A 25174-nucleotide genomic window follows, 5' to 3' on the forward strand; every position below is an offset into this window, starting at 1 on the left:
GGAGCGTCAGCTCATGTGACGCTGGGCGATGACGAGAAGCTCCTCGCGAACGGCCGGCGAGTTCGCCGAGCGCAACGCGTGCTCGATGGCACGGGCGCGGCGGTTGGCCTCGCGGTGGTTGCGGATTCGCTCGATCATGCTGCTCATTGCTGGGTCCCCCTGGCTATTCGGTTGTCGGCCCCTGATGTGTCTATTCAACCGCAGAAGCCGGCCAACTTCCATCGATTATTAGGTGAGCTCGGACACCTGCCTAATGATCGAAGGTCAACAAGGGGGTGCTGCCGACGATTTCGTCGACCAACGGACACGGCCGGTGTGCCGGGCGTTAACCCGTGGCACACCGGCCGTGGCTGGCGTCGCGAACCGTCAGGTCCAGGCGAGCAGCGCCGCCTCGGGGTCGGCGAGGAAGTCGCCGATGTCGCGCAGGAACTTCGAGCCCAGCTCACCGTCGATGATCCGGTGGTCGAAGCTCAGCCCCAGGGTGGTCACCTGCCGAACCTTGACCTTGCCCTTGTGCACCCAGGGCATCTCCCGCACCGCGCCGAAGGCGAGGATCGCCGACTCACCCGGCGGCAGGATCGGCGTTCCGGTGTCCACGCCGAATACCCCGACGTTGGTGATCGTCAGGGTGCCGCCGGACATGTCGGCGGGCGAGGTGCGGCCGGACTTCGCCGTCTGCACCAGGTCGTTCAACGCGTCCGCCAGCTCGCGGAGCGAGAGCCGACCGGCGTCCTTGACGTTGGGCACGATCAGGCCGCGTTCGGTCGCCGCCGCGATACCGAGGTTGACGTACTCCTTGACCACGATCTCGTCACCCGCCCAGGTCGAGTTGACCATGGGGTGACGCTTGACGGCCAGCAGTACGGCCTTCGCCACCAGCAGCAACGGCGAGACCCGTACATCGCGCCACTCGCGCCGGCCCCGCAGGCGCTCCAACGCCCTCATCGCCCGGGTCACGTCGACGGTCAGGAACTCCGTCACGTGCGGGGCGGTGAACGCCGAGCGGGACATGTTCTCGGCGGTGAGCTTGCGGACCCCCTTGACCGGGATGCGCTGCTCACGGTCCGCGCCGAAGTTCGCGGCGCTCGTCGCGGTCGAGGTCACCGCGACCGGCTCGGCCACCGTGGGGGTCCCGCTCGCCGCCCGCTGTACGTCCTCCCGGGTGATCGAGCCCAGCGGCCCCGACCCGATCAGCACCCGCAGGTCAACCCCAAGATCCTTGGCCAACTTCCGCACCGGCGGCTTGGCCAGCACGACCGCCGTGCCTGCCCCGCCCGCCCCGCCGCGTCGATCATGGACTTGTGGTGCCGGCCTTGCGGAGGTCGGGGTGATTTTGTCACCCACCACAACTCCATGATCGACCCCACTGGGGGCCACGGGGGTCGCGGCCTGCGCCGGGACGGCACCCTTGCGGGGGCGGCGCTTCGCGCTTGTCGTACGGGGGCCGTAGCCGACCAGGACCGCCGTGCGGCCGCCCGGGGCGGCACCACCGATCAGGCCCGGCTCGACCATGCCCTCGGCGGGAGCCACCTCCACGGCCGCCAGCGACGCCGCCGACGGAGTGGGCAGGTCACCGGCGGGCGTGGCCGTGGTGTCCAGCGGGCCCGCACCGGGGTCGGTGTCGATCGCGATGATCGGCGTACCGACCTCGACCGTGGTGCCCTCCGGGTGATGGATCGCCTGCACCTGCCCGGCCCACTTCGCCGGGATCTCCACCGCGGCCTTGGCCGTCTCGACCTCGACGATCGGCTGGTTCAGCTCGATGGTGTCGCCGACCTTGACCAGCCAGGCCAGGATCTCGCCCTCGGTCAGTCCCTCGCCCAGGTCGGGCAGGTTGAACGTCTTGATCCGGGACATGTCGCTCACCAGCCGAAGGTGCGGTCGACGGCGTCGAGCACCCGGTCGAGGTCGGGCAGGTACTCCTCCTCCACCCGGGCCGCCGGGTAGGGGGTGTCGAAGCCGGTCACCCGCAGCACGGGCGACTCCAGGGAATAGAAGCACTCCTCGGTGATCCGTGCCGCCAGCTCGGCGCCCAGCCCGATGTTGGACGGCGCCTCGTGCACCACGACCGCGCGGCCGGTGCGCTTCACCGACTCGTAGACCGCGCCCAGGTCCAGCGGGGACAGCGTGCGCAGGTCGATGACCTCCAGCTCCCGGCCGTCCTCGGCGGCGGCCGTCGCGGCCTCCAGGCACGTGCGCACCATCGGGCCGTACGCCAGCACGGTCGCGTCCGTGCCGGGCCGCACCACGCGGGCCGAGTGCAGGGGGTACGCGTCGGACAGCGGCGCGTCCAGGTCCACCTGACCCTTCTCCCAGTAGCGCCGCTTGGGCTCCAGGAAGACGATCGGGTCGTCCGAGGCGATGGCCTGCTGGATCATCACGTACGCGTCCTGCGGGTTGGCGCAGGTCACCACCTTCAGGCCGGCGGTGTGCGCGAAGTACGCCTCCGGCGACTCGGAGTGGTGCTCGACCGCGCCGATGCCGCCGCCGAACGGAATCCGGATCACCATCGGGATGCTGAGCTTGCCGCCCGAGCGGTAGTGCATCTTCGCCACCTGCGACACGATCTGGTCGTACGCGGGGTAGACGAAGCCGTCGAACTGGATCTCGCAGACCGGCCGGTAGCCACGGATGGCCAGGCCGACGGCGGTACCGATGATGCCGGACTCGGCGAGCGGGGTGTCGATCACCCGCTGGTCGCCGAAGTCCTTCTGGAGCCCGTCGGTGATCCGGAAGACGCCGCCGAGCTTGCCGACGTCCTCGCCCATGATGACGACCTTGGGGTCGTTCTCCAGGGCGCGACGCAGACCGGTGTTGAGGGCCTTGCCGATGGTGAGCGTCTCCGTGGCCATCAGTGGGCGCTCCCCTCGAACGACTCCATGTAGCGGTTGAACTGCGCACGCTGCTCGTCGAGCAGCGGGGAGCCGTTGGGGTAGACGTGGTCGAACATCGTCACCGGCTCCGGGTTGGGCATGGCGAGCACCCGCTCGCGCAGGTGCACCGACTCGCGGCGGGCCTGCTCGTCGACCTCGGCGAAGAAGGCCGCGTCGGCGATCTGCTGCTTCTCCAGGAAGGTCCTGACCCGCAGGATCGGGTCCTTCGCCTGCCACGACTCCACTTCGCTGGCGATCCGGTAGCGGGTCGGGTCGTCGGAGGTGGTGTGCGCGCCCATCCGGTAGGTGTACGCCTCGATCAGGCTCGGACCCTGCCCGTGCCGCGCGTTGTCCAGTGCCGTGCGGGTGACCGCGTACGACGCCAGCACGTCATTGCCGTCCACCCGTACGCCGGGGAAACCGAAGCCGGCGGCCCGCTGGTAGAGCGGGACACGGGTCTGCCGCTCCAGCGGCTCGGAGATCGCGTACTGGTTGTTCTGGCAGAAGAAGACCAGCGGCGCGTTGAACACGCTGGCCCAGACGAATGCCTCGTTGACGTCGCCCTGGCTGGTGGCTCCGTCGCCGAAGTAGGCGATCGCGGCCTCGCCGTCGTCGGTGCCGACCTTGCCGTCCATGGTGATGCCCATGGCGTACCCGGTCGCGTGCAGGGTCTGCGCCCCGATGACGATCGTGTACATATTGAACTTGAACTCGTTCGGGTCCCAGCCGCCCTGGTCGACGCCGCGGAACAGGCCGAGCGGCATGATCGGGTCGATGCCCCGGCAGTAGAGGACGCCGTGCTCCCGGTAGGTCGGGAAGGCCATGTCCTGCGGACGCAGCGCGCGCCCCGAGCCGACCTGCGCCGCCTCCTGGCCGAGCAGGCTGGCCCAGAGGCCCAGCTCGCCCTGCCGCTGCAATGCGGTCGCCTCGGCGTCCAGCTTGCGGACCAGCACCAGGTCGCGGTAGAGCCCGCGGTACTCCTCGTCGGTGAAGTCGACGCGGTATTCGGTGCCGTCCGGTCCGGTGGCGCTGTCGATCCGCTCGCCTTCGGGGGTGAGCAGCTGCACCAGCTCGGGGTTGCCGGCCGCGCCCTTTCTGGAGCGGGGAGCTGCCCGCCTGCTGCGGGTGGTGCCCCCGGGGTCGCCCTTTGCCATCGGTCTCTCCCTGTCGTGTCTGCGTCGGCACCGGGGGGTCACCCGGCCACGCAACTCGTGCGCCTGTCCGGCTGCTGCCGGACCGGTTCCTGGCGGCCGCGCCTAGCCCGGGTGGGGGTTGCCGCGCGGCGTGAGCCGGGTTCTGGCCGAACCCGGATCGGGAGCGCCGGCGCCGGGCCGCGCCTGCCGCGGGGGTGCGCGGAGGTCGCGGCTGCGTTGCCGTCGTGCTCCATATTCTCAGAGCAGGTGAGCGTGCCCACAGTACGCCCGGGTCGCATTCCGACCGTCTACGGTTTGCCGGCCTTTGTCGTCATCGTGCCGCTGCGCGTCCACCGGGCATCCGGTGCTGGTTCGTCACCGTTCGGTCAGTGTCGCGTGTCGACACGCGGTGGGTGTTGGCTGACGGACCGTAACTGGGCGACGCTGATTCCCGCAGGATCGCACCGATCGGGTGATTGGCCGGATTAACCGCCCCACGCGGTGCCCACAGCGACCACAGGGTCCGACGACGAGGGGTGTGCGGTGGACGAGTCAGGTGACGGGCCCGGCACACCCGTGCTCGGCCGCCACCGTTCGCCAGGCGGCTACCGCCGGGTGATCGGGGCGCACCGGGCACCCGGAGCGGGTGCTCCCTCCCGGGGATACCTGCTCACCGTCGCACTCCTGGCCGGCACCGCGTCGATGCCCGTGCTCGCGGCGCTCAGCGCTGGCTCGGCCACCCCCGGCACCTCCGCGTTGCCGGACACCAGCACGCCGTTCTTCCCGACCCCGTCGGTCGGGCCGGTGGTCATCCCGATGCCGGTGACCAGTCAGCCGCCGCCGCCCGTGCTCCCGTCCCCCGGCACACCCAGCGCCGGCCCGACCGCGACCACCGACTGGCTGCCCGGCGCTCCGCGGCGTGTCCCGGACGAGTCGTGGTACGGCCCGCACGTCGACGACCGGGTGCCCACCCGCCGGGTGGTGTCCGCGCCTCCGGCACCCCGGCCCACCCGCAGCACCCCGCCGGCCGGGTCGCCGCCCAGCCCGTCCTCGATACCGTCGCCGACCGCGCCACCGGACCCGGACCCGACCGAGACGTCCACCCCGAGCCCGTCGCCGACCGATCCGACGACACCCACCGCCACCGACCCGGGTACGCCCGCCACGACCGATCCGACGACACCCACCGCCACCGCCGTCCCCACCAACACGCTCTCCGCGCCCCCGCGCACCCCACCCCCGTCGCCCACCCCACCCCCGTCCGCGACCCCACACCCGTCCGCGACCCCACGTCCGCCCACCACCGCGCCGTCACCGTCGCTCGCGCCCATCCCCGCCGCCGCCCCCGAACCCGCCGCGATCTTGTACTTCCTGTCGTGACATAAGGCGTGATACGCCCAAAACGACAGCAGAAACCGCAAGATCGGCGCGATCGTGGACCCGCGCAGCCCACCGGACCTCGGTGATCAAGAGGTTTGCGTCAAGAAGCGCGGTCGTGGTGACGCAAACTTCTTGATCACCGCGAGCGGCCGCTTGGGCGGGGGCGGGTCCGGGGGCGGGAGCTGCCGTTCGGGGGCCTTTTCGGCGGTACGGTGTCGGGCAGGTGTCGCCGAGACGGCGCTGGTCAGCGGAGGGGGTGGCGTGGGCGGCGGTGTGGAACCCCGCCCGGTCGGCCCTCGTCGTGGTCCTGGGCTGCGGGTCGCCCGGCTCGTCACCGAGCTGACCGCCCCGGCCGTGTTGGTGTCGCTGCTGATCATCACCGTGAGCTGGCACAGCAGTCGGGGCAGCGTTCGAGGGTTGGTGTGGGGCCTGCTCGCGACGGTCTTCGTCACCGGCATCCCGTTCGCCTACATCGTCGGCGGGGTCCGCCGGGGGCGGCTCACCGACCACCACATCGGCCGCCGGGAGCAGCGCCGGATCCCCCTGCTGGTCGGACTCGGCTCGGTCACCGCCGGGCTCGCCCTGCTCGTCGTCCTCGGCGCACCACGGCCCCTGCTGGCGCTGGCGGTGGCCGGGCTGGTCGGACTGGTGGTCGCCGTGTCGGTGAGCCACTGGTGGAAGATGTCGATCCACTCGGCGGTCTCCGCCGGCACCCTGGTCATCCTGACGCTGACCTTCGGGCGCGGGTTCCTGGTCGCCGCGCCGCTGTTGGGCGTGGTCGGTTGGGCCCGGGTACGCCTGCGGGACCACACCGTCGCGCAGGTGCTCGCCGGCGGAGGACTCGGCGCGCTGATCGCCGCGGTCGTCTTCGGTGCCCTGCGCTGAGGACGGACCTGCCGGGCGGGCGGCTCGGTGCTGCCACCCGCCCGATGCCGTCAGGCGCCGTCGTCGGCGAGTCGGTGCCGGTTCGCCTCGATCCAGGCGTCCAGCGCGGCCGGGTCGTCCGGGTCCACGCCGTCGGCCATGAGCTGCGCGACGGCCGCCGTGGCCGGGCTACGTCGCTCGCCGGTCGAGTAGAGCCGGGCGAACTCCGGCACCATCTCCTCGATCGCCTCGTCGGTCCGTTCGGCGGCGGCCTCGGGCAGTCCGCGCTGCTGTGACGCGTACCGAGCCCAGGCGCGCAGTACCCGGGGCAGCATCGCCGCGTCGTCCATGTCGAGCACGGCACGGCGGTGTACCCAGTCGAGCAGGAAGAGCCCGGACACCGCCGGGCTCCACCGCATCGGGTCGGAGTCGGGGAAGGACGCCGCGTGGTCCAGCAGCAGGCTCAGGCAGAAGTGCAGCGATGCGAGCTCGGGACCGTCGACGGTGTCGAGGCCGAACCGGGCGGCCTCCGGTGATGCCAGGAACCGCCGGACCAGGTCGGTGCGCTCGGCGGCGGATAGCGGTTCGACCTCGTCCGGGCCGGTCGGCACGGCGGCCGTGGGCAGCATCGCGAGCCGGGCGCCGACGAGCGCGCGGTCGGTGGCGAGCGAGCCCTCGCCGGGCAACTCACCCAGGTCGTCGGTGACCGAGAGGTGACGGGCCACCTCGCCGCGCAGCCGGGCCGGGTCCTCGGTGCGGAACCAGGTCAGCTCGTCGTCCGCGCACATCTGCCGGACCTGGTCCAGGATCCGTTCGGCGGGCCCGCCCACGAAGATGTCCTTGGTGATCCCGATGTTGTGGTCGACGAGGGCCACCAGCGCGTGCTCCGGGCCGCCGGCCGCGTCGTCGTACGCGAAGGTGGCGAGGTAGGAGGTCTGGTCGCCGTAGACGTCGCCGTACGCCCAGCTGCCGGTGAGGTGCACCCGGCCGAGCTGGCCTGACCAGGCCGGGGCCTGACTGCCGGGACGTACCCGCTCGACGCCTTCGGCGGTCGGGACGAGCGCGGCGAAGACCTGGCGGATGGTGGTCGCCGCCGCGATCCGGCGGCGGGCGGTGGCGGCGAGGAACCCGGTGACGAACTCCCGCACGGCGGTGTCACGGTCGGTCTCCGCGATGGCGTAGACACTGCCCAGCAGCGCGCTGCCGAGCATCTCGGCGTCGAGGGCGGACTCCAGCTTGGTCACGTCGCGTGCGGCGTGCAGCACCGCGTCGTAAGGGGTCTGAGGCGTGGCCATGCTTCGACCCTACGCCGCTCGGGGCGTACGCAGAGGCGTCAGCGGCGGGCAGCTTCGCGCAGCGCGTCGCGCGCCTGCGCGTACGAGGTGAGCACGATCCGTACCGGGGCGAGCACGTACTCCTCGCCGACCTCGGCGACCCGGACCGTCAGGCGCTGCCGGGCTCGGGCCCGCGCACGTTGGGCCGCCCAGCGTACGACCGGTCGGGTCAGCGCCGCCGTCAGCAGCCCGGCCAGCAGGCCACCGAGCAGCAGCACGGTCGGCAGCGGCACCTGCCCGACCATGGGGTTGTCGAGCGCGGGCAGGCCGAGCGCGCGCAGCGCGTAGCCGAGTGCCAGCCAGCCCAGGCCGACCACGGCGGCCAGGGTGACCAGCCACTGCACGCCACCGACGACCCGCCACCAGACCGGCTGGTGGTTGAGGCCGAGGTCCGTGCCGGCGATCGCGCGGTCCAGTGCGTCCGGCAGGTCGTCGAGGCGGGACCGGGCCGCGGAGGTCACCGCCGTCGGCCAGGCGGCGGGCAGGTCGCCGCCGGCCCGGTCGGCCACGGCACGGATCGCCAGACCGAGCGCCGACCGTTGGGCGGCCGTCGGATCGGGCACCGAGGTCGCCGCCACCAGGCTCTCGGCCGGGTCGGCGTCCGCGCCGGTCGGGCCGGGCAGGTGCAGCCGGCGCAGCGGGTCGGGCCGCAGCCGCCGCCAGCCCCGGACCACCGGCCAGCCGGTGGCCGCACCGGCTCGATGTCGGTACGCCCGCTCCACCGCCTCGCTCACCGCCGGCACTCCGGCGGCGCCGGCCAGCGCCCGGTTCAGCCCGGCGACGGTCGCGTCGTTCGGACCGCCGACCGGTCGGGCCGAGCCGATCATCTCGTCCAGCCCGGCGACGACCGTGTCGACGTCGCCGGCCAGTCGACGCAGGGCGGCCTGCCGCTCGGCGACCGTACGCTCCAGCGCGGTGCGCAGCCCGACCATCCCCGCCGGGTCGATGGCGGTGGTGGCGAGCAGGGGTACGCCGGTCAGCCCGTCGGAGTCGAGCAGTCGGCGCAGGTCGTCCAGGACGCGGGGCAGTTCGGCCGCGGGCAGCCGGTCGGCCTGGTTGAGCACGACCAGGGTGACGTCCCGGTGCCGGTGGAACTCGCGCAGGTAGCTGTCGTGGATGACCCGGTCGGCGTACTTCTGCGGGTCGACCACCCAGACGACCTGGTCGACGAGGCCGAGCAACCGGTCCACCTCGAGGCGGTGGGACCGCTGCACCGAGTCGAAGTCGGGCAGGTCGAGCAGGATCAGGCCGTGCAGGGGCGTCTCGTCGTCGCCGTCGAGCGCGCTCTCGCGGACGAAGCGGTGCCGGGGCAGCACCCCGATCCAGTCGAGCAGCCGGTTGGCGTCCTCCAGCGGGCCCCACACGCACGCGTGTGTCACACCGGTGGTGGGCCGGCGCACGCCGACCGGTGAGAGTTCGAGTTGGGCCAGCGCGTTGAACAGGCTGGACTTGCCGCTCCCGGTCGCGCCGGCGAGGGCGACGACGGTGTGGTCGCGGGACAGCGCGAGCCGGGTGCCGGCCCGTTCGACCAGGGTGTGCGCGGGCACCAGTTCGGCGTCGGGCAGCAGACCGTCGACGGCGGTCAGCAGCCGGCGTACCGCGTCCAGGCGGGCGATCAGCCCGTCCGGGTCGATCCGCTGGTCACCGCGGAAGGCTTCGCGTACCCGGCCGGCGATGTTGCTCATCGCGAACCCTCCTCGTCGCCGGCCGGCAGGGTGCCGTCGTGGTCGGCGAGGCCGCTGCGGTGCCGGGCCAGCTCGACCCGCCCGGCAGCCTGGCGCAGCGTCTCGCCGGCCGCCCCGGCGGGCCGGGCGTCGGCGGTGCGGGCGAGGAAGCGGTCGGCCTCCGCGTCCAGCAGCGTCCGCACCCGCGCCAACAGGTCGACCCGGGCCTTGGCAGCGAGGGTACGCACCGCCTGGTCGCCGAAGATCGCCTGGAGTACGGCCTGCGCGGCGACCGTCGTACCGGCCCCGGTCGCCACCTCCAACCCGGTGGGGATGAACGCGGTCGAGGCGAACACGGCGATCATCACGGCCAGCCCGGTGGCGTTCACCGCGTACGCGGCCGTCCGGGCCACGAACCGCTTGTCGCCACCCTCGACGCGGACCAGTTCCAGCACGCCGCGTTGCCAGTCCCGGACCATCCGCTCGGCGCGTTCGGGCAGGTCGCCGCTCGGGTGGGCGAGCGCCGGATCGAGCAGGTCCGCGCCGGCCGGGTGCGCCTTCCACCCGGTATACGCGGATTCGGCGGCCTCGGACGCCACCCCGCGCAGCAGGGTGACGAGCTGCGACTCGATGGCGTTGCGCAGCTCGGCGGCGGGCGCGGGCCGGCCGGTGACGGCGGCCACCACCCGGTCCCGCAGACGCCCGATGCGGGCCTCCAGGGTGCGGAAGAACTCGCCGGTGCCGACGAACTCCTGCCAGCGGGCCAGCACTTCACCGCGGAGCAGTCGACCGTCCCGCAGACCCTGCTCGACGGTCCGCTCGGCGGTGCGGTACGCCGCCCGTACCCGCTCGTCCAGCGCGTCGGCGGCGGTGACCTGCTCGTCGGCGGCGTCGGCCAGCTCCTCGACGGCGGGGTGCAGGGCGGCCAGCGCGCCGTCCAGCGTCTGCCGGACCACCGCGGAACGGGCGTCGGCGTCGGCGGCGAGTCGGGCGAACCACTCGGCCAGCGGCGCGGTGACCCCCTCGGGCAGCAGCCCCTGACCGTCGACCCAGGTCTCCGGCAGGACGAACAGGGGTGCCCGGTCCAGGTCCTGGGTGGCGAGCATCTCGGTCAGGTGCGCGGCGATCTCGTCGCTGGCCTCGGCCGGCACCCGGTCGAGCACCATGGCGATCACGGCTCCCCGGCCCCGCGCGCTGCGTAGCAGTTCCCAGGGCACCGCGTCGGCGTACCGGGCGGCGGTGGTGACGAAGAGCCAGAGGTCGGCGGCGGCGAGCAGTTGGCCCGCGAGGGCGCGGTTGGCGTCGACCACCGAGTCGATGTCCGGCGCGTCGAGGAACGCGAGGCCAGGGGGTAGGGCCGGCGCGCTGACCAGGTGTAGTGAGCGTGGGTCGTCACTCGGCTCGGTGGTACGCGTCAGCCCGGGTAGCAGGTCACCCTGCCGGAACCAGGTCGCGTCGGCCGGGTTGCAGACCAGCACCGGGGAGCGGGTGGTGGGACGCAGCACCCCGGCGGCGCTGACCCGGGCCTTGACCAGGCTGTTGACCAGGGTCGACTTCCCCGCGCCGGTGGAGCCGCCGACCACGACGAGCAGCGGGGCGTCGAGCCGGGCCAGCCGGGGCAGCAGGTAGTCGTCGAGCTGATCGGTGAGGGCACCGGCAGCCTGCCGGGCCGCGTTGGCGGAGGGCAGCGCGAGCGGGTAGCGGGTCGCGCCGATCGCGGCCCTCAGGCCCGCCAGCGCGCCGGGGAGGCTGTCGTCCCCGGTGGTGACTGACGGCTCCTGGGCAGCGTCCGGCGGGACGGTGCGGGCGGCGACGGCGGGCGCGCCGGAACGGGTGGCGGAATCGCCGTGCGTCGTCACCGCTAAAGCGTGCCCGACCGATGCAAGGGAAGACAACCGGACGGTAATAACGTCTGGGTTGCGTCGGGTCGGCTCAACTCGACTTGACGATTGGCAGACGCGTGGCACTATTGAGTCAAGTTCACTCAACTTGTGGTCGGGACCGCTGCGGGCGGGCCCGCCGAGCAGTAGCGGGCGGTGCCCGTCACCTGCACAACCTTACGAAGCGAGGAAGCGAAGATGGCACGTGCGGTCGGTATCGACCTCGGCACGACGAACTCCTGCGTCAGCGTTCTCGAGGGCGGTGAGCCCACCGTCATCGCCAACGCTGAGGGCTCGCGGACGACCCCGTCGATCGTCGCGTTCGCCCGCAACGGCGAGGTGCTCGTCGGTGAGGTCGCGAAGCGCCAGGCGGTGACCAACCCGGACCGGACGATCCGTTCGGTCAAGCGTGAGGTCGGCACGAACTGGTCCGTCGACATCGACGGCAAGAAGTACACCCCGCAGGAGATCTCGGCCCGGACCCTGATGAAGCTCAAGCGGGACGCCGAGGCGTACCTGGGTGAGCAGATCACCGACGCGGTGATCACCGTCCCGGCCTACTTCAACGACAGCCAGCGCCAGGCCACCAAGGAGGCCGGTGAGATCGCCGGCTTCAACGTGCTGCGGATCGTCAACGAGCCGACCGCGGCCGCCCTGGCGTACGGGCTGGACAAGGGCTCCAAGGAGCAGACCGTCCTGGTCTTCGACCTCGGTGGCGGCACCTTCGACGTGTCGCTGCTGGAGCTGGCCGAGGGCGTCATCGAGGTCAAGTCGACCAGCGGTGACAACCACCTCGGTGGCGACGACTGGGACCAGCGGATCATCGACCACCTGGTCAAGACGTTCCGCGGTGAGCACGGCATCGACCTCGGTCAGGACAAGATGGCCCTCCAGCGCCTCCGTGAGGCCGCCGAGAAGGCCAAGATCGAGCTGTCCGCCGCCACCACCACCAACATCAACCTGCCGTACATCACCGCCGGCTCCGCCGGCCCGCTGCACCTGGACGTGACGCTCAGCCGCGCCGAGTTCCAGCGGATGACGCAGGACCTGCTGGACCGCTGCAAGGGCCCGTTCGAGCAGGCCGTGAAGGACGCCGGGATCAAGATCTCCGACGTCGAGCACGTCATCCTGGTCGGTGGTTCGACCCGGATGCCGGCCGTGACCGACCTGGTCAAGCAGCTCACCGGCCGCGACCCCAACAAGGGCGTCAACCCGGACGAGGTCGTCGCCGTCGGCGCCGCCCTGCAGGCCGGTGTGCTCAAGGGTGAGGTCAAGGACGTCCTGCTGCTCGACGTGACCCCGCTGAGCCTGGGCATCGAGACCAAGGGCGGCATCTTCACCAAGCTCATCGAGCGCAACACCACCATCCCGACCAAGCGCTCCGAGGTGTTCACCACCGCCGACGACAACCAGCCGTCGGTGCTGATCCAGGTGTTCCAGGGCGAGCGGGAGATCGCGGCCTACAACAAGAAGCTCGGCACCTTCGAGCTGACCGGCCTCCCGCCGGCGCCGCGCGGCGTGCCGCAGATCGAGGTCGCCTTCGACATCGACGCCAACGGCATCGTCAACGTGCACGCCAAGGACCTGGGCACCGGCAAGGAACAGAAGATGACGATCACCGGCGGCTCCTCGCTGCCGAAGGACGACATCGAGCGCATGCGCCGGGACGCCGAGGAGCACGCGGAGGAGGACAAGCGTCGTCGCGACGACGCCGAGACGCGCAACGTGGCCGAGGCGCTGCAGTGGCAGACCGAGAAGTTCCTGGCCGAGAGTGGCGACAAGCTGCCCAGCGAGAACCGGGGCCAGCTCAACGAGGCGCTCGGCGAGCTGCGGGGCGCCCTGGGCGGCCAGGACATCGAGAAGATCAAGTCGGCGCACGAGAAGCTGGCGCAGGTCTCCCAGCAGGCGGGCTCGCTGCTCTACGCCCAGCAGGCCGAGCAGGGTCAGCCCGGCGGCGAGGCCGGCCCGGGCGCGGCCGGTGCGGCCGGTGCCACGGGTGGCCCGCAGACCGGCGGCCCCGACGACGTGGTCGACGCGGAGATCGTGGACGAGGACGGCAAGAAGTGACTGCCCGCCTCCGACACGTATCCACGGCGAAAGGATGAGGTAGCCCCATGACGCAGAAGCCACGAGCCGCCGACTCGGACGACACCGGGTCGACGCCGGGTGGCTCCGCGCCCACGGAGTCGACCACCGACGCCGAGGAGCGGGTCGTCATCCGCAACAACCGCAAGCTCAGTGACGCGACGGAGCCGGAGGGCACCGCCGCCGACGCGGAGACCGGCGTACCGGCCGAAGGCCTCGTCGAGGACGCCGAGGTCGTGGTCGACGAGATCGAGGTCGAGGTCAACGCCACCGACGGGCCGGAACCCTCCGGTCCGCCGGTGGTGGACGCCCCGGCGCAGCCGGTGGACGGCGGCGGCACGGGCACCTCGCTCGGTGCCGAGCTGACCGCGCTCCGGTCCGAGCTGGACGAGCGGACCAGGGATCTGCAGCGGGTGTCGGCGGAGTACGCCAACTACCGCAAGCGGGTCGACCGCGACCGTGCCCTGGTGCAGGAGCAGGCGACCGGCTCGGTGCTGGCCGCGCTGCTGCCGATCCTGGACGACCTGGACCGGGCGCGGGAACACGGCGACCTGGTCGGACCGTTCGGAACGGTGGCGGACCAGCTCACCGGCGCGCTGGGCAAGTTCGGCCTGACCGCCTTCGGCGAGCAGGGCGACCCGTTCGACCCGACCCGGCACGAGGCCGTCGCGCACCAGACCTCGGCCGACGTCAGCGAGCCGACCTGCGTGCAGGTCATGCGGCGCGGCTACCAGCTCGGTGAGCGGCTGCTGCGCCCCGCGCTGGTCGCGGTCGCGGATCCGGAATAGTGCGAGACGGTGACCGGGCCGTCCCGTCCTCCGCGTTGCGGTGGGCGGGACGGCCGGGCCACGACGGTCGGAAGGGGGTGGACCGGTGAGTTCGAAGGACTGGCTCGAGAAGGACTTCTACGCCGTGCTCGGCGTGGACAAGGCCGCCTCCGCGGATGACATCAAGAAGACGTACCGCAAGCTGGCCCGGGAATCGCACCCGGATCACAATCCGGGCGACCCGAAGGCCGAGGAGCGGTTCAAGGCCGTCTCCGAGGCGTACAACGTGCTGTCGGACCCCGGCCGTCGCCGGGAGTACGACGAGATGCGTTCGCTGTTCGGTTCGGGCGCGTTCCGGCGTAACGCCCGGGCCGGCGGTCAGCCGGGCGGGATGCCGTTCGACGTCTCCGACCTGTTCGGCGGCGGCGCGGGCGGTGGCGACCGTCGCTTCGGCGGCGGAGCCGGCTTCCAGGACCTGTTCAGCTCGATCTTCTCGGGCGGGCAGGCCGGTGGGCAGGCCGCGGCGCGCGGTCCGGCCCGTGGGCGGGACGTCGAGACCGAGGTGGCGCTCGACTTCGGTGACGCGGTGCGCGGGGTGACCCTGCCGCTGACGTTGCGCGCCCCCGGCGTCTGCGACACCTGTCACGGCAACGGCGCCAAGCCCGGCACCCAACCGCGTACCTGCCCGGTCTGCCACGGGGCCGGGGTGACCACCCGCAACCAGGGGTCGTTCAGCTTCTCCGAGCCGTGTGGCAACTGCCAGGGCGTCGGGACCGTGGTGGAGGAGAAGTGCCCGGAGTGCCACGGCAGCGGCGGGGTCACCAAGACCCGCACGATGAACGTGCGCTTCCCGGCCGGGGTGGCCGACGGCCAACGCATCCGGCTGGCCGGGCGCGGTGAGCCGGGTGAGCGCGGCGGCCCGGCCGGCGACCTGTTCGTGCACGTGAAGGTCCGACCGGACGAGCTGTTCGGGCGTACCGGGGACGACCTGACGTTGACCGTGCCGGTGACCTTCCCGGAGGCCGTGCTCGGCACGGACCTGCGGGTGCCCACGCTCGACGGCGCGGTGACGCTGCGGGTGCCGCCGGGCACGCCCAGCGGGCGGGTGCTGCGCGCCCGGGGCAAGGGCGTGGTCCGCCGCGACGGGCAGGCCGGCGACCTGCTGGTCACCCTGGACGTGGTGGTGCCCGCTCGACTGACGGACGAGGCGCGGGCCGCGCTGGAGGCGTTCGCCGAGCAGAGTCCGCCGGCGGCGCGGGAACATCTCGACGCGCGCGTGCGTCGGGTCGGATAGTCCGGTGGGATGGACGCGGAGGTGAGCGGGATGTCGGGCGAGTTCCTCGGTTCGGGTGACCCTGCCTACGAGGCCAAGGTGCTCATGATCTCGGTGGCGGCGCGGATGGCGGGGATGCACCCGCAGACGCTGCGCCAGTACGACCGGCTGGGGCTGGTGCAGCCCGGTCGGGCGGCCGGCGGTGGTCGTCGCTACAGCGTCCGGGACGTGGTGCTGCTGCGCGAGGTGCAGCGGCTCAGTCAGGACGACGGGATCAACCTCGCCGGCGTCAAGCGGATCATCGGCTTGGAGCGGCTGCTGGAGCAGGCGCAGCAGCGGGTGGCGCGGTTGGAGGCGGAGTTGGACGCCGCGTACCGCCGGGTGGCCGAGCTGGAGTCGCTGGCCCGCTTCCCGGGTCGTGATCTGGTGCCGACCAACCGCACGTCCACCGCGTTGGTGGTCTGGCGTCCCCGCCGCAACACCGACCGCTGACCCCACGTACCGCCTCCTCGGCCCGGCCCGCGCTCCGATTTCCCGGCGCGGACCGGGCCGCTTCCGTTAACCTGTCGATACGGGGTACAAACGGCTTAATTCGGGCCTACCGGCATGGCAAGGGGGAGCGATGGCGGAGCCGGCGAAGAAAGTCGCTCAACAGACGGAGGAGCGGTTGGAAGGCCTGGCCGACACCGTCCGCGAGAAGTTCGACAAGGTCACCGAGGGAACGTTCCGCGACCGGATCAAGGAGGGGCGCTTCGCCGAACAGGGCGGCCCAACCCAACCAGACCCGAACCGCAAGCGCGACTGAACCGGTGACCGACGTGCGGGCCGGGACCCACGGGGGGTCCCGGCCCGTTCGCCATGCTGTGCGAACGCGCGGTATCCCGCGCCGATCTTGCCTTTCGGTTGGCGATATGTCCCCCCACACGCCTTTTGTCGCCGCAGAAAGTGCATGATTGGCGGCGCAATGGGGGTGGGAGGGGCTCTCAGCCGAGGCGGCGGTTTTCGCGGACGAGGCCGCCCTCGCACCAGTCCCGGTAGACGAAGAGATCCGGCCTCGCCAGCAGTACGCGGCCGTTGTGCGCCCAGATCCGCATCAGCTCGTCGCCGTCGCGCTCGGCCTGCTCCACGAGCTTGCGGAAGCGGCGCTTGGGATGGGCCCGGAAGTTCGTCCGGATGCCGTCGGCGGCATAGATGTAGAGGCAGTGCAGCGCGAAGCGCCGGGCCGGACACGTCGGATCCATGGCCAGCTCGAAGAGCGTCAACACCAGCCGGTCACCCGAGACCAGGAGATCCCAGTCGGGTGGCATGGACGCCAACGGGACCGAATCCGGCTGGTACGCCCAAGCTCGCAACTCCGCCGGGCTCGGATCGACGGGGTTCGCGAAGCCGTGGAACGTCGACTCCTGCACGCTCACCGGCCAACCTTCCGCTCTCGCCCGCGGGTGGCAACGCTGCCTGCGGACGCTGGCTGCTGGGGCGAAACGGTAACCCGCCGTTGGTTGCTGCGGTAGTACCCGCAGGGCGCAATTCGGCATCCGTCGGCCGGCCCGCCCCGAACGGCCGTTCGGGTGTCCTGGCCAGCGCCGCTGTCCCACCTCACGAGGCAGGACAGCGGCGGTGAACATCAGTCGTGAACGGGGATCGGCTCGCGCCGCTGGGCCAGGGCCCGGTTGCGCAGCCACCGCTTGAACCACGGGGTGTCGGGCAGCCGGGCCAGGATCGGTCCGGTCACCACGGTGATGAGGACGTACGTCGCGGCGAGCGCGGCCAACCGCGGCTCGACGCTGCCGGCCGCGACCGCGAGGCCGGCGATGACGATGGAGAACTCACCTCGGGGTACGAGCGCCAGACCGGCCCGCCAGCGACCGGGTTCGGCGATGCCGACCCGGCGGGCCGCCAGGTAGCCGGTGAGCGTCTTCGTGCCCATGGTGACCACGGCCAGCGCGAGCGCCGGCAGCAACACCGGCGGGATGTCCTGCGGGCTGGTGGTCAGGCCGAAGAAGACGAAGAACACGGCCGCGAACAGGTCCCGCAGTGGCGAGAGCAGCTGGGTGGCGTGGTGGGCCACCGGGCCGGAGAGGGCGATGCCGACCAGGAACGCGCCGACCGCCGCCGACACCTGGAGCGACGCCGCGATGCCCGCGATCAGCAACGTCAGACCGAGTACGCCGAGCAGCAGCGCCTCCGGGTCCTTCGCCGAGAGCGCGGACGAGATCAGGTGGCCGTACCGGATGGCGACCACCAGCACGATCAGCACCGTGCCCACCGCGACGGTGAGCGCGATCCCGCCGCCGAGCAGGCCGGTGCCGGCCAGTACGGCGGTGACCAGGGGCAGGTAGAGCGCCATCGCCAGGTCCTCGATGACGAGCACCGAGAGGATCACGGGGGTCTCACGGTTACCGAGCCGGCCCAGGTCGGCGAGGACCTTGGCGATCACGCCGGACGAGGAGACCCAGGTGATGCCGCCGAGTACGAGGGCGGCCACCCAGTCCCAGCCGAGCAGCAGGGCGAACCCTGCGCCGGGCAGCGCGTTGAGCACCCCGTCGATCAGTCCGGCGGGTGCCGCCGAGCGGAGGTTGCCGACAAGCTCGTTGGCCGAGTACTCCAGGCCGAGCATCACCAGCAGCAGGATGACGCCGATCTCGGCGCCGACCGCGAAGAACTCCTCGCTGGCGTCCAGCGGCAGCAGCCCGCCGTGCCCGAACGCGAGCCCGGCGAGCAGGTAGAGGGGGATGGGAGAGAGGCCGAAGCGCCGGCTGAGCCGGCTCAGCAGCCCGAGCAGCAGGAGGAGCGCACCGACTTCGATGAGCAGCGTGGTGAAATCGTGCATCCGCCTCAGCCGTCCGGGTCACTGTCGGCGAGGATGGCGGACACACCGTCGAGACCTCTGCGGGTCCCGACGACGACCACCACGTCACCGGCGGCGAAGCGGAACGAGGGGAGCGGCGAGACGATCACCTCGCCGTCACGCAGCACCGCCACGATGGAGGCGCTGGTGCGGGTACGCGCCTTGGTGTCCGCGAGCGGACGGTTGACGTACCGCGACCCGGCCGGGATGGCGATCTGCTCGGTGAGCAGCCCGGCGGCCTGCTCGCGCAGCCCGGAGAGCTGGCCGAGCATCAGCGACGCGCCGAGAATGTCGGCCAGCGCCTCCGCCTCGTCGTCCGTCAGCGGGATGTCCGCCTGGCAGGAGTCGGGATCGTCAGGGTCGTAGAGGACGAGATCACGGCGGCCATTGCGGTGGGAGACGACGCCCAGGCGGCGTCCGGACTCCGTCACCAGATCGTGGCGTACCCCGATCCCGGGAAGGGCGGTCTGCTCGACACGTACTCGCACCCGCCAAGGCTACCGCCACGTTAACGAAACGCAGATCTTGGACGTTGATCTAGAGCCGTCGACCCGTCAGGAGGTCGGTGGCTTCTCCGCCACGAACACGCCGACGCCTTCCAGCGTCTCGGTGAGCCCGGTCGCGCGGAGGATCATCATGGCCTTGCCGACCACGGTGTCCGACACGCCGTATTCCTTGCAGAGCTGCGATCGGCTCGGCAGCTTCGTGCCGGGCTGCCACGTTCCCGATTCGATCTTCGCTCGTAGCTCGTCTGCGAGCACCTGATACTGCTGCTTGGGCATACACACTCCCCGGATGGCACGCCCATTCGATCACGCGACCACCTACAACCTCAAGCAATCGGAGCCAGGTCGTTGACCTACAACCGCCACCGATTGTAGGTTCGGAGAGAACGCTTCCGGATGGCACTGGAGCGCTCACCGAGCCGGGGCGAGCTTCCCCCCGTTGTTCGTCCCGGCTCTGCCTTCCACTGCGAGGAGGACCGTCAGCCATGCCTCACCGATTGCGGCGGCGATGACCGGGCGCTTCGTCATCCATCTGCCGATCTCCGCGCCGGATCTGGCGCGCGCCAAGATGCTGGGCCGGACCGCCGGTCGGTCGTTGGCGTTCCTGGCCCGGATCGACCTCGGTGGGATCACCGTCTCGGCCGAGGACGACCAGGGCGTACGGCACTGGGTCTTCTGCGACCGACGGCTGGACGGTGGCCGACGCTGCGTGCTCCGCGCCGACCACGAGACGCCCTGCACCGCCCGCCTGCCCCGCCGAGCCTGATCCACTCGACATCACGGAAGTCGGGGTGTCCGGACCTCCGGGACACCCCGACTTCCGGGAACACGAGTCGATCAAAGAGTCGCGAAGAACTCGCGGATGTCGTCGACCAGGACGTCGGTCGCCTGGTGGGCCGCGTAGTGGCCGCCGACGTCGCCGCGCCCCTCGACGTCGGTGCCGTACGCGGTCCAGCGGACGATGTTCGCGTGGTCGCGGTCGGCGAAGCGCCGGATGGACTGGAAGTCGCCGGGGAACATGGCCACCGCGGTGGGCGCCGTCGTCGGCTCGGCCGGCTGCTCGTCGGCGTGCGCGTCCTCCCAGTAGAAGCGGATCGCCGAGGCGGCGGTGCCGGTGAACCAGTACAGTGCCACGTTGGCCAGGACGAAATCGGCCTCCAGGCTCTCGTCGAAGAGTTGCGCGTTCCAGGCCAGCAGCCCGACGGGCGAGCCGGCCAGCGCGTACGCCAGGGTCTGCGGCTGCTGGCTGTGCACCTGGTTGAAGGAGAACTTGTTCTCGTAGAACCACTGGAGGTGCCCCAGCGCCGCCTGGTCCGCCTCGGGCAGGTCGGCGAACTCGGCCGGGTCGCCGGACGGGAACGAGAAGATCTGGGTGACGTGTACGCCGAGCACGTGCTTGCGGTCGATCCGGCCCAGTTCGGGCGAGATCAACGAGCCGCCGTCGTTGCCGACCGCGCCGTAGCTGTCGTACCCCAGGCGGTTCATCAGCTCGGCCCAGGCGCGGGCCGTGCGGTACCGGTTCCAGCCGGCGCTGCGGGTGGGCCCGGAGAACCCGAAGCCCGGCAGCGACGGGACGACCACGTGGAAGGCCGGCGCGGCCGGGTCGCTCGGCTCGGTGAGCGGGCCGATGACGTCCAGGTATTCGAGCACCGAGCCCGGCCAGCCGTGGGTGAGCACCAGGGCGGTGGCGTCCGACCGGGACGAGCGGACGTGCAGGAAGTGGATCTGCTCGCCGTCGATCTCGGTGACGAACTGCGGGTGGGCGTTGAGCCGGGCCTCGACCGCTCGCCAGTCGAACCCGTCGCGCCAGCGGTCGGCGAGCGCGCGGACCCGGTCGCCGCTCATCCCGTACGCGTCGCCGACGCCGGGGAGTTCGGCGGGCCAGATCGTGCGGCTCAGGCGGGCGGCCAGGTCGTCGAGGGCGGTCTGCGGGATCTCGACGCGGAACGGGCGGATCGCGGTGCCGGTCATCTCGATGCTCCTTCGGAACGGAATGTTTCGTTCTGCTATGACGATAGCAGACCGGAACGATCCGTTCCAGTGTTAGGCTCAGGTCATGTCGACGAGACCCCTGGCCGGCCGCCGTGCCCAGGCCGCCCGTAACGACGAGGTGATCCTCGAAGCGGCCCGCGCCGTCTTCCTGGACGACCCGAAGGCCCCGATCGCCGCCGTCGCGGACCGCGCCGGCGTGGGGATCAGCGCGCTCTACCGGCGGTACGCGGGCAAGGAGGCCCTGCTGCGCCAGCTCTGCCACGACGGGCTGCGCCGCTACATCGAAGTGGCCGAGGAGGCGCTCGCCGAGCCGGACGACTGGGCCGCGTTCGCCGGGTTCCTGGCCCGGGTGGTCGACGCCGACGTGCACTCGCTCACCGTCCACCTGGCCGGCACGTTCACGCCGACCGAGGAGATGGGCCGCGACGCAGTGCGCGCGGGCGAGCTGGCCTCGACGCTCGTCGAGCGGGCGCACGCCAGTGGGCGGCTGCGCGCCGACGTGGTCGTGCAGGACCTGGGGCTGGTGTTGGAGGGCTGCGCGGCGGTGCGCGTACCCGACGCGGAGCGCACCCGTGAGCTGCGCCGCCGGCAGCTCGCGGTGCTGCTGGGCGGCCTGTCGACGGCACCGGACCCGGGCGCGCTGCCCGGCCCGCCCCCGGCGGCCGGGGAGTTCGACTGGCGGTGGCGTCGCCGGGAGTGACGGGCGTCACACGGTAAGGTTGAGTGGAATACGCTCAACTCTGGTTGCGTCCAAGACAGTGGACAACGCCGATCCGGGGGAGCCCATGAACACCGAGAAACTCACCACCAAGAGCCGCGAGACCATCACCGGCGCCGTGTCGCTGGCCAACCAGCGTGGCCACGCGACCGTGGAGCCCTGGCACCTGCTGCTGTCCCTGCTCGACACCGAAGGCTCGACCGCCGCCGGTCTGCTGCGCGCCGTCGGGGCCGACCCCGCCGAGCTGCGCCGGGCCGCCGAGCGGGCGGTCGACGCCCTGCCGGCCGCGCGGGGCTCCAGCATCGCCGAGCCCACCCTGGCCCGCGAGTTCGTCAACGCCATCGGTGCCGCCGAGCAGATCGCCCGTCCGCTCGGTGACGAGTACACCTCCACCGAGCACCTGCTCGCCGGCCTGGCCCGCGTGGGCGGTGCCGTTTCGGCCGCGCTCAAGTCCGCCGGCGCGACCGAGGAGGCCCTGATCGCGGCGTTCCCGACCGTCCGGGGCGGAGACCGGCGGGTCACCACCGCCGATCCCGAGCAGACTTACCAGGCGCTCAGCAAGTACGGCGTCGACCTCACCGCGAGCGCCCGCGACGGCAAGATCGACCCGGTCATCGGCCGGGACTCCGAGATCCGCCGGGTCATCCAGGTGCTCTCCCGGCGTACCAAGAACAACCCCGTGCTGATCGGCGAGCCCGGCGTCGGCAAGACGGCCATCGTCGAGGGGCTCGCCCAGCGGATCGTGGCCGGTGACGTGCCCGAGTCGCTGCGCGACAAGAAGCTCGTCTCGCTGGATCTCGGCGCGATGGTCGCCGGTGCGCAGTACCGGGGCCAGTTCGAGGAGCGGCTGAAGTCCGTCTTGGAGGAGATCAAGAACTCCAACGGGCAGGTCATCACCTTCCTCGACGAGCTGCACACCGTCGTCGGCGCGGGCAAGGGCGAGGGCTCGATGGACGCCGGCAACATGCTCAAGCCGATGCTGGCCCGCGGTGAGCTGCGGATGGTCGGTGCCACCACGCTGGACGAGTACCGCGAGCACATCGAGAAGGACCCGGCGTTGGAGCGCCGCTTCCAGCCGGTGCTGGTCGGCGAGCCGACGATCGAGGACACGATCGGCATCCTGCGCGGGCTCAAGGAGCGCTACGAGGTGCACCACGGTGTACGGATCACCGACGCCGCGCTGGTCGCCGCCGCCACGCTCTCCGACCGGTACATCACCGACCGGTTCCTGCCGGACAAGGCGATCGACCTGGTCGACGAGTCCGCGTCCCGGCTCCGGATGGAGATCGACTCCCGGCCGGTCGAGGTGGACGAGATCGAGCGGGCCGTGCGCCGGTTGGAGATCGAGGAGATGGCGCTGGCCAAGGAGCCCGACGCCGCCTCCGCCGAGCGGCTGGCCCGGCTGCGCCAGGAGTTGGCCGACAAGCGCGAGCAGCTCACCGTGCTCTCCGAGCGCTGGCAGACCGAGAAGAGCCACATCACCAAGCTCTCCACGGCCAAGGAGGAGTTGGAGCGCCTGGGCGGCGAGGCCGAGCGGGCCGAGCGCGACGGCGAGTTGGAGCGCGCCGCCGAGCTGCGCTACGGCCGCATCCCGGCCCTCAAGGCCGAGCTGACGCAGGCCGAGGAGGAGTTGGCGCAGCTCCAGGCCGACGGCGCGATGCTCAAGGAGGAGGTCGGCTCGGACGACATCGCCGCGGTCGTCGCCTCCTGGACGGGCATCCCGGCGGGCCGCCTGCTGGAGGGCGAGACGGCGAAGCTGCTGCGGATGGAGGAGTCACTCGGCAGCCGGGTGGTCGGCCAGGCCGAGGCTGTCAGCGCGGTCTCCGACGCCGTACGTCGGGCCCGGGCCGGTGTCGCCGACCCGGACCGCCCGACCGGCAGCTTCCTCTTCCTCGGCCCGACCGGCGTCGGCAAGACCGAGCTGGCCAAGGCGCTCGCCGAGTTCCTCTTCGACGACGAGCGGGCGATGGTCCGCATCGACATGAGCGAGTACGGCGAGAAGCACTCTGTCGCCCGCCTCGTCGGTGCCCCGCCCGGCTACGTCGGCTACGAGGAGGGCGGCCAGCTCACCGAGGCCGTCCGCCGCCGGCCGTACTCGGTGATCCTGCTCGACGAGGTGGAGAAGGCGCACCCGGACGTCTTCGACGTGCTGCTCCAGGTGCTGGACGACGGCCGGCTCACCGACGGCCAGGGCCGGACGGTGGACTTCCGTAACGCCATCCTGATCCTCACCTCCAACCTCGGATCGTCGGTGATCAGTGACCTGACGCTGGCCGAGGAGCAGCGCCGCGAGGGCGTCCTCGCCGTCGTCCGGTCGCACTTCAAGCCCGAGTTCCTCAACCGGCTCGACGACATCGTGGTGTTCGCGGCGTTGCGCGGGGACGATCTGCGCTCCATCGTGGACATCCAGCTCGACCGGATGCGACGCCGGCTGGCCGACCGGCGACTCGGTCTGGAGATCACCGAGGCGGCGCGGGGCTGGCTGGCCGAGCACGGCTACGACCCGATCTACGGCGCCCGACCGCTGCGCCGACTGGTGCAGACCGCTATCGGCGACCAGTTGGCCAAGGCCCTGCTCTCCGGAACGATCCGGGACGGCAACACGGTCAAGGCCGACCTGAACCCCGCTGGAAACGCCCTGACGGTCACCCCCGCCTGAGCCCCGCGATCAAGAGGTTTGCGTCATCGGGACGTCTTCCCATGACGCAAACCTCTTGATCAAAAGGGTGAGCGGCGGGCCGACGGGGAAAGGAGTGGGACATGTTCGGGATGAGTGGGTGGGAGCGGGAGCTTCGGGCGGCGACCGACGAGTTGATGACCGCCGACACGCTGGCCTTCGGCGGTGTCGGGTTCGCCGGTGAGGTGCTGCCGGTGACCGAGGCGTACCGCCGCGTCGAGGCCGCACTCGACGAGCACCCCGACGAGGTACGCCGGCAACTCGACCACCTGCTGGCCGAGGGCTCGCCCGCCGGCCGCGCGTACGCGGCGACGCTGCTGGAACGCGTCGACCCGGCGGCCGCCCAGGCGACCTGGACGTCGCTGCGCGGCGACGCCACCGAGTTCACGACCTTCATCGGCTGCGTCATGGGCCGTTCCACCCTCGGCGACTACGCCACCCAGCGCCTCGCCGCCGCCTGACGATCGCCGCGCACCCCACACGTCGGCGGTCCGTCGTGGGTGGTTGAGCTTTCGGTCACGACGCGACTCATTTCGGTGCGCCCGGTTGTTACCGTCTGCGCCGACGTACCTGGGGAGGTGGTCGGGTGGACGGGTCGCTGGCGTCCCTGGTGGGGGCCGTTGTCGTACTCATGATGGTCGTGCTCGTGGCCGTCGTGCGCGCCCGGCGCCGGGCCGCGGCCCGGCCCACCGGCCTCCCGCCGACCCGCCGGCTGGCACCGGGTGATCGCGTGCGGATCCGCCAGCGGGAGTACGTCGTGAGCGGCACCATCCGACTCGTCGAGGGGGACTGGACCTGGGTGCAGCACCTCCTCGACGACGCCTCCGGCACGCCGCACCGGCTCTCCGTGGAGGGTGACGGGGGACCCGAGCTGGAGCTGGTGCTCTGGACCACCGAACCCGGCGCGACCGTCACCCCCGGTGCCCCGGAGATCAACCTCGGCGGGCGGCGGTACACCTGGGCCGAGACCGGGCAGGCGCGCTACACCTCAACCGGGGAGACCGGCCTGCCGGCGGCGGGGACGATGCGCTACCACGACTACGAGTCGGGTGGGGGTGCCCGGCTCTCCTTCGAGGCGTACGGCGAAGAGGGCTGGCGGATCGCGCGCGGTGACCTGCTCGACCCGGCCGACCTGGCGATCCGACCCGCAGACGACGCGCGCTGAGCGACCTCGCCCAGC

Annotated in this window: 24 protein-coding genes; 12 read left to right on the forward strand and 12 right to left on the reverse strand. The window is 71.8% G+C overall.

Translation table 11 applies throughout. The features are described from left to right. Positions 1-6: 6 nt before the first annotated feature. The 4 genes from ACN269_RS20330 to pdhA all read right to left on the reverse strand — a co-directional run bounded on the left by ACN269_RS20330 (position 7) and on the right by pdhA (position 4027). Positions 7-147 (reverse strand): hypothetical protein, encoded by a 141-nt coding sequence (locus ACN269_RS20330; RefSeq protein ID WP_355048476.1) that lies wholly within the window; start codon positions 145-147, stop codon positions 7-9. A gap of 219 nt (positions 148-366) precedes the next feature. Continuing rightward, positions 367-1857 (reverse strand): dihydrolipoamide acetyltransferase family protein, encoded by a 1491-nt coding sequence (locus ACN269_RS20335; RefSeq protein WP_421476457.1) that lies wholly within the window; start codon positions 1855-1857, stop codon positions 367-369. 5 nt (positions 1858-1862) lie between these two features. Next, positions 1863-2852, reverse strand: coding sequence for an alpha-ketoacid dehydrogenase subunit beta (locus ACN269_RS20340; protein WP_421473904.1), 990 nt, complete (start codon positions 2850-2852; stop codon positions 1863-1865). Next, positions 2852-4027 (reverse strand): pyruvate dehydrogenase (acetyl-transferring) E1 component subunit alpha, encoded by a 1176-nt coding sequence (gene pdhA, locus ACN269_RS20345; RefSeq protein ID WP_421473905.1) that lies wholly within the window; start codon positions 4025-4027, stop codon positions 2852-2854. The genes ACN269_RS20340 and pdhA overlap by 1 nt, the downstream gene beginning before the upstream one ends. A gap of 522 nt (positions 4028-4549) precedes the next feature. Between pdhA and ACN269_RS20350 the strand changes: the two genes are divergently transcribed. Together ACN269_RS20350 and ACN269_RS20355 are read left to right on the forward strand one after the other, a co-directional pair. Continuing rightward, positions 4550-5386 (forward strand): hypothetical protein, encoded by an 837-nt coding sequence (locus ACN269_RS20350; RefSeq protein WP_421473906.1) that lies wholly within the window; start codon positions 4550-4552, stop codon positions 5384-5386. Between the two features lie 261 nt (positions 5387-5647). Next, a complete protein-coding gene (locus ACN269_RS20355) occupies positions 5648-6271 on the forward strand; it encodes a phosphoesterase PA-phosphatase (RefSeq protein ID WP_421473907.1) in 624 nt (207 codons plus the stop codon). A 50-nt stretch (positions 6272-6321) separates the two neighbouring features. On the opposite strand, the gene ACN269_RS20360 is transcribed toward ACN269_RS20355, so the two are convergent. From ACN269_RS20360 to ACN269_RS20370, 3 genes are read right to left on the reverse strand one after another with little or no spacing between them, the layout of a single operon-like run. Further along, entirely contained in the window at positions 6322-7545 is a 1224-nt protein-coding gene (locus ACN269_RS20360; protein ID WP_421473908.1) for a hypothetical protein, read from the reverse strand. A gap of 38 nt (positions 7546-7583) precedes the next feature. Next, positions 7584-9269 carry a GTPase gene (locus ACN269_RS20365; protein ID WP_421473909.1) on the reverse strand — a complete coding sequence of 562 codons (1686 nt, stop codon included), beginning with the start codon at positions 9267-9269 and terminating at the stop codon, positions 7584-7586. Next, positions 9266-11107 (reverse strand): ABC transporter, encoded by a 1842-nt coding sequence (locus ACN269_RS20370; RefSeq protein ID WP_421473910.1) that lies wholly within the window; start codon positions 11105-11107, stop codon positions 9266-9268. The genes ACN269_RS20365 and ACN269_RS20370 overlap by 4 nt, the downstream gene beginning before the upstream one ends. A 219-nt stretch (positions 11108-11326) precedes the next feature. Between ACN269_RS20370 and dnaK the strand changes: the two genes are divergently transcribed. The 5 genes from dnaK to ACN269_RS20395 all read left to right on the forward strand — a co-directional run bounded on the left by dnaK (position 11327) and on the right by ACN269_RS20395 (position 16058). Next, entirely contained in the window at positions 11327-13195 is a 1869-nt protein-coding gene (dnaK, locus tag ACN269_RS20375; protein ID WP_421473911.1) for a molecular chaperone DnaK, read from the forward strand. 47 nt (positions 13196-13242) lie between these two features. Then, entirely contained in the window at positions 13243-14001 is a 759-nt protein-coding gene (grpE, locus tag ACN269_RS20380) for a nucleotide exchange factor GrpE (RefSeq protein ID WP_421473912.1), read from the forward strand. 85 nt (positions 14002-14086) lie between these two features. Further along, positions 14087-15274, forward strand: coding sequence for a molecular chaperone DnaJ (gene dnaJ, locus ACN269_RS20385; protein ID WP_421473913.1), 1188 nt, complete (start codon positions 14087-14089; stop codon positions 15272-15274). A 30-nt stretch (positions 15275-15304) separates the two neighbouring features. Continuing rightward, entirely contained in the window at positions 15305-15745 is a 441-nt protein-coding gene (locus ACN269_RS20390; RefSeq protein ID WP_355048782.1) for a heat shock protein transcriptional repressor HspR, read from the forward strand. A 130-nt stretch (positions 15746-15875) separates the two neighbouring features. Then, positions 15876-16058 carry a hypothetical protein gene (locus ACN269_RS20395; RefSeq protein WP_421473914.1) on the forward strand — a complete coding sequence of 61 codons (183 nt, stop codon included), beginning with the start codon at positions 15876-15878 and terminating at the stop codon, positions 16056-16058. Positions 16059-16236: 178 nt separating this feature from the next. Here the strand turns inward: ACN269_RS20395 and ACN269_RS20400 are convergent, their stop codons facing one another. The 4 genes from ACN269_RS20400 to ACN269_RS20415 all read right to left on the reverse strand — a co-directional run bounded on the left by ACN269_RS20400 (position 16237) and on the right by ACN269_RS20415 (position 18883). Then, entirely contained in the window at positions 16237-16668 is a 432-nt protein-coding gene (locus tag ACN269_RS20400; protein ID WP_355048464.1) for a hypothetical protein, read from the reverse strand. Between the two features lie 209 nt (positions 16669-16877). Next, the gene (locus ACN269_RS20405; RefSeq protein ID WP_421473915.1) at positions 16878-18083 is read right to left on the reverse strand and encodes a cation:proton antiporter; all 1206 of its coding nucleotides are present in this window, start codon (positions 18081-18083) and stop codon (positions 16878-16880) included. Between the two features lie 5 nt (positions 18084-18088). Continuing rightward, complete coding sequence (locus ACN269_RS20410) at positions 18089-18589, reverse strand: cation:proton antiporter regulatory subunit (RefSeq protein ID WP_421473916.1); 501 nt, start codon at positions 18587-18589, stop codon at positions 18089-18091. Between the two features lie 66 nt (positions 18590-18655). Continuing rightward, complete coding sequence (locus tag ACN269_RS20415; RefSeq protein ID WP_421473917.1) at positions 18656-18883, reverse strand: winged helix-turn-helix domain-containing protein; 228 nt, start codon at positions 18881-18883, stop codon at positions 18656-18658. A 232-nt stretch (positions 18884-19115) separates the two neighbouring features. Here ACN269_RS20415 and ACN269_RS20420 point away from each other — a divergent pair, with 232 nt between their 5' ends. Next, entirely contained in the window at positions 19116-19373 is a 258-nt protein-coding gene (locus tag ACN269_RS20420) for a hypothetical protein (RefSeq protein WP_421473918.1), read from the forward strand. 71 nt (positions 19374-19444) lie between these two features. Here ACN269_RS20420 and ACN269_RS20425 read toward each other — a convergent pair whose 3' ends face one another. Next, on the reverse strand, positions 19445-20578 hold the full coding sequence (locus ACN269_RS20425; RefSeq protein ID WP_421473919.1) for an epoxide hydrolase family protein: 1134 nt from the start codon (positions 20576-20578) through the stop codon (positions 19445-19447). Positions 20579-20663: 85 nt separating this feature from the next. Between ACN269_RS20425 and ACN269_RS20430 the strand changes: the two genes are divergently transcribed. The 4 genes from ACN269_RS20430 (at position 20664) to ACN269_RS20445 (ending at position 25159) form a co-directional block, all read left to right on the forward strand. Continuing rightward, positions 20664-21299, forward strand: coding sequence for a TetR/AcrR family transcriptional regulator (locus ACN269_RS20430; RefSeq protein WP_421473920.1), 636 nt, complete (start codon positions 20664-20666; stop codon positions 21297-21299). 85 nt (positions 21300-21384) lie between these two features. Then, the gene (clpB, locus tag ACN269_RS20435; RefSeq protein WP_421473921.1) at positions 21385-23976 is read left to right on the forward strand and encodes an ATP-dependent chaperone ClpB; all 2592 of its coding nucleotides are present in this window, start codon (positions 21385-21387) and stop codon (positions 23974-23976) included. A gap of 101 nt (positions 23977-24077) precedes the next feature. Continuing rightward, positions 24078-24455, forward strand: a complete 378-nt coding sequence (locus ACN269_RS20440) for a hypothetical protein (RefSeq protein WP_421473922.1) — start codon at positions 24078-24080, stop codon at positions 24453-24455. A 125-nt stretch (positions 24456-24580) separates the two neighbouring features. Then, positions 24581-25159 carry a DUF4178 domain-containing protein gene (locus tag ACN269_RS20445; protein WP_421473923.1) on the forward strand — a complete coding sequence of 193 codons (579 nt, stop codon included), beginning with the start codon at positions 24581-24583 and terminating at the stop codon, positions 25157-25159. Positions 25160-25174: the final 15 nt, after the last annotated feature.

The organism is Micromonospora sp. WMMD736, from assembly GCF_049179015.1.
GTDB lineage: Bacteria > Actinomycetota > Actinomycetes > Mycobacteriales > Micromonosporaceae > Micromonospora.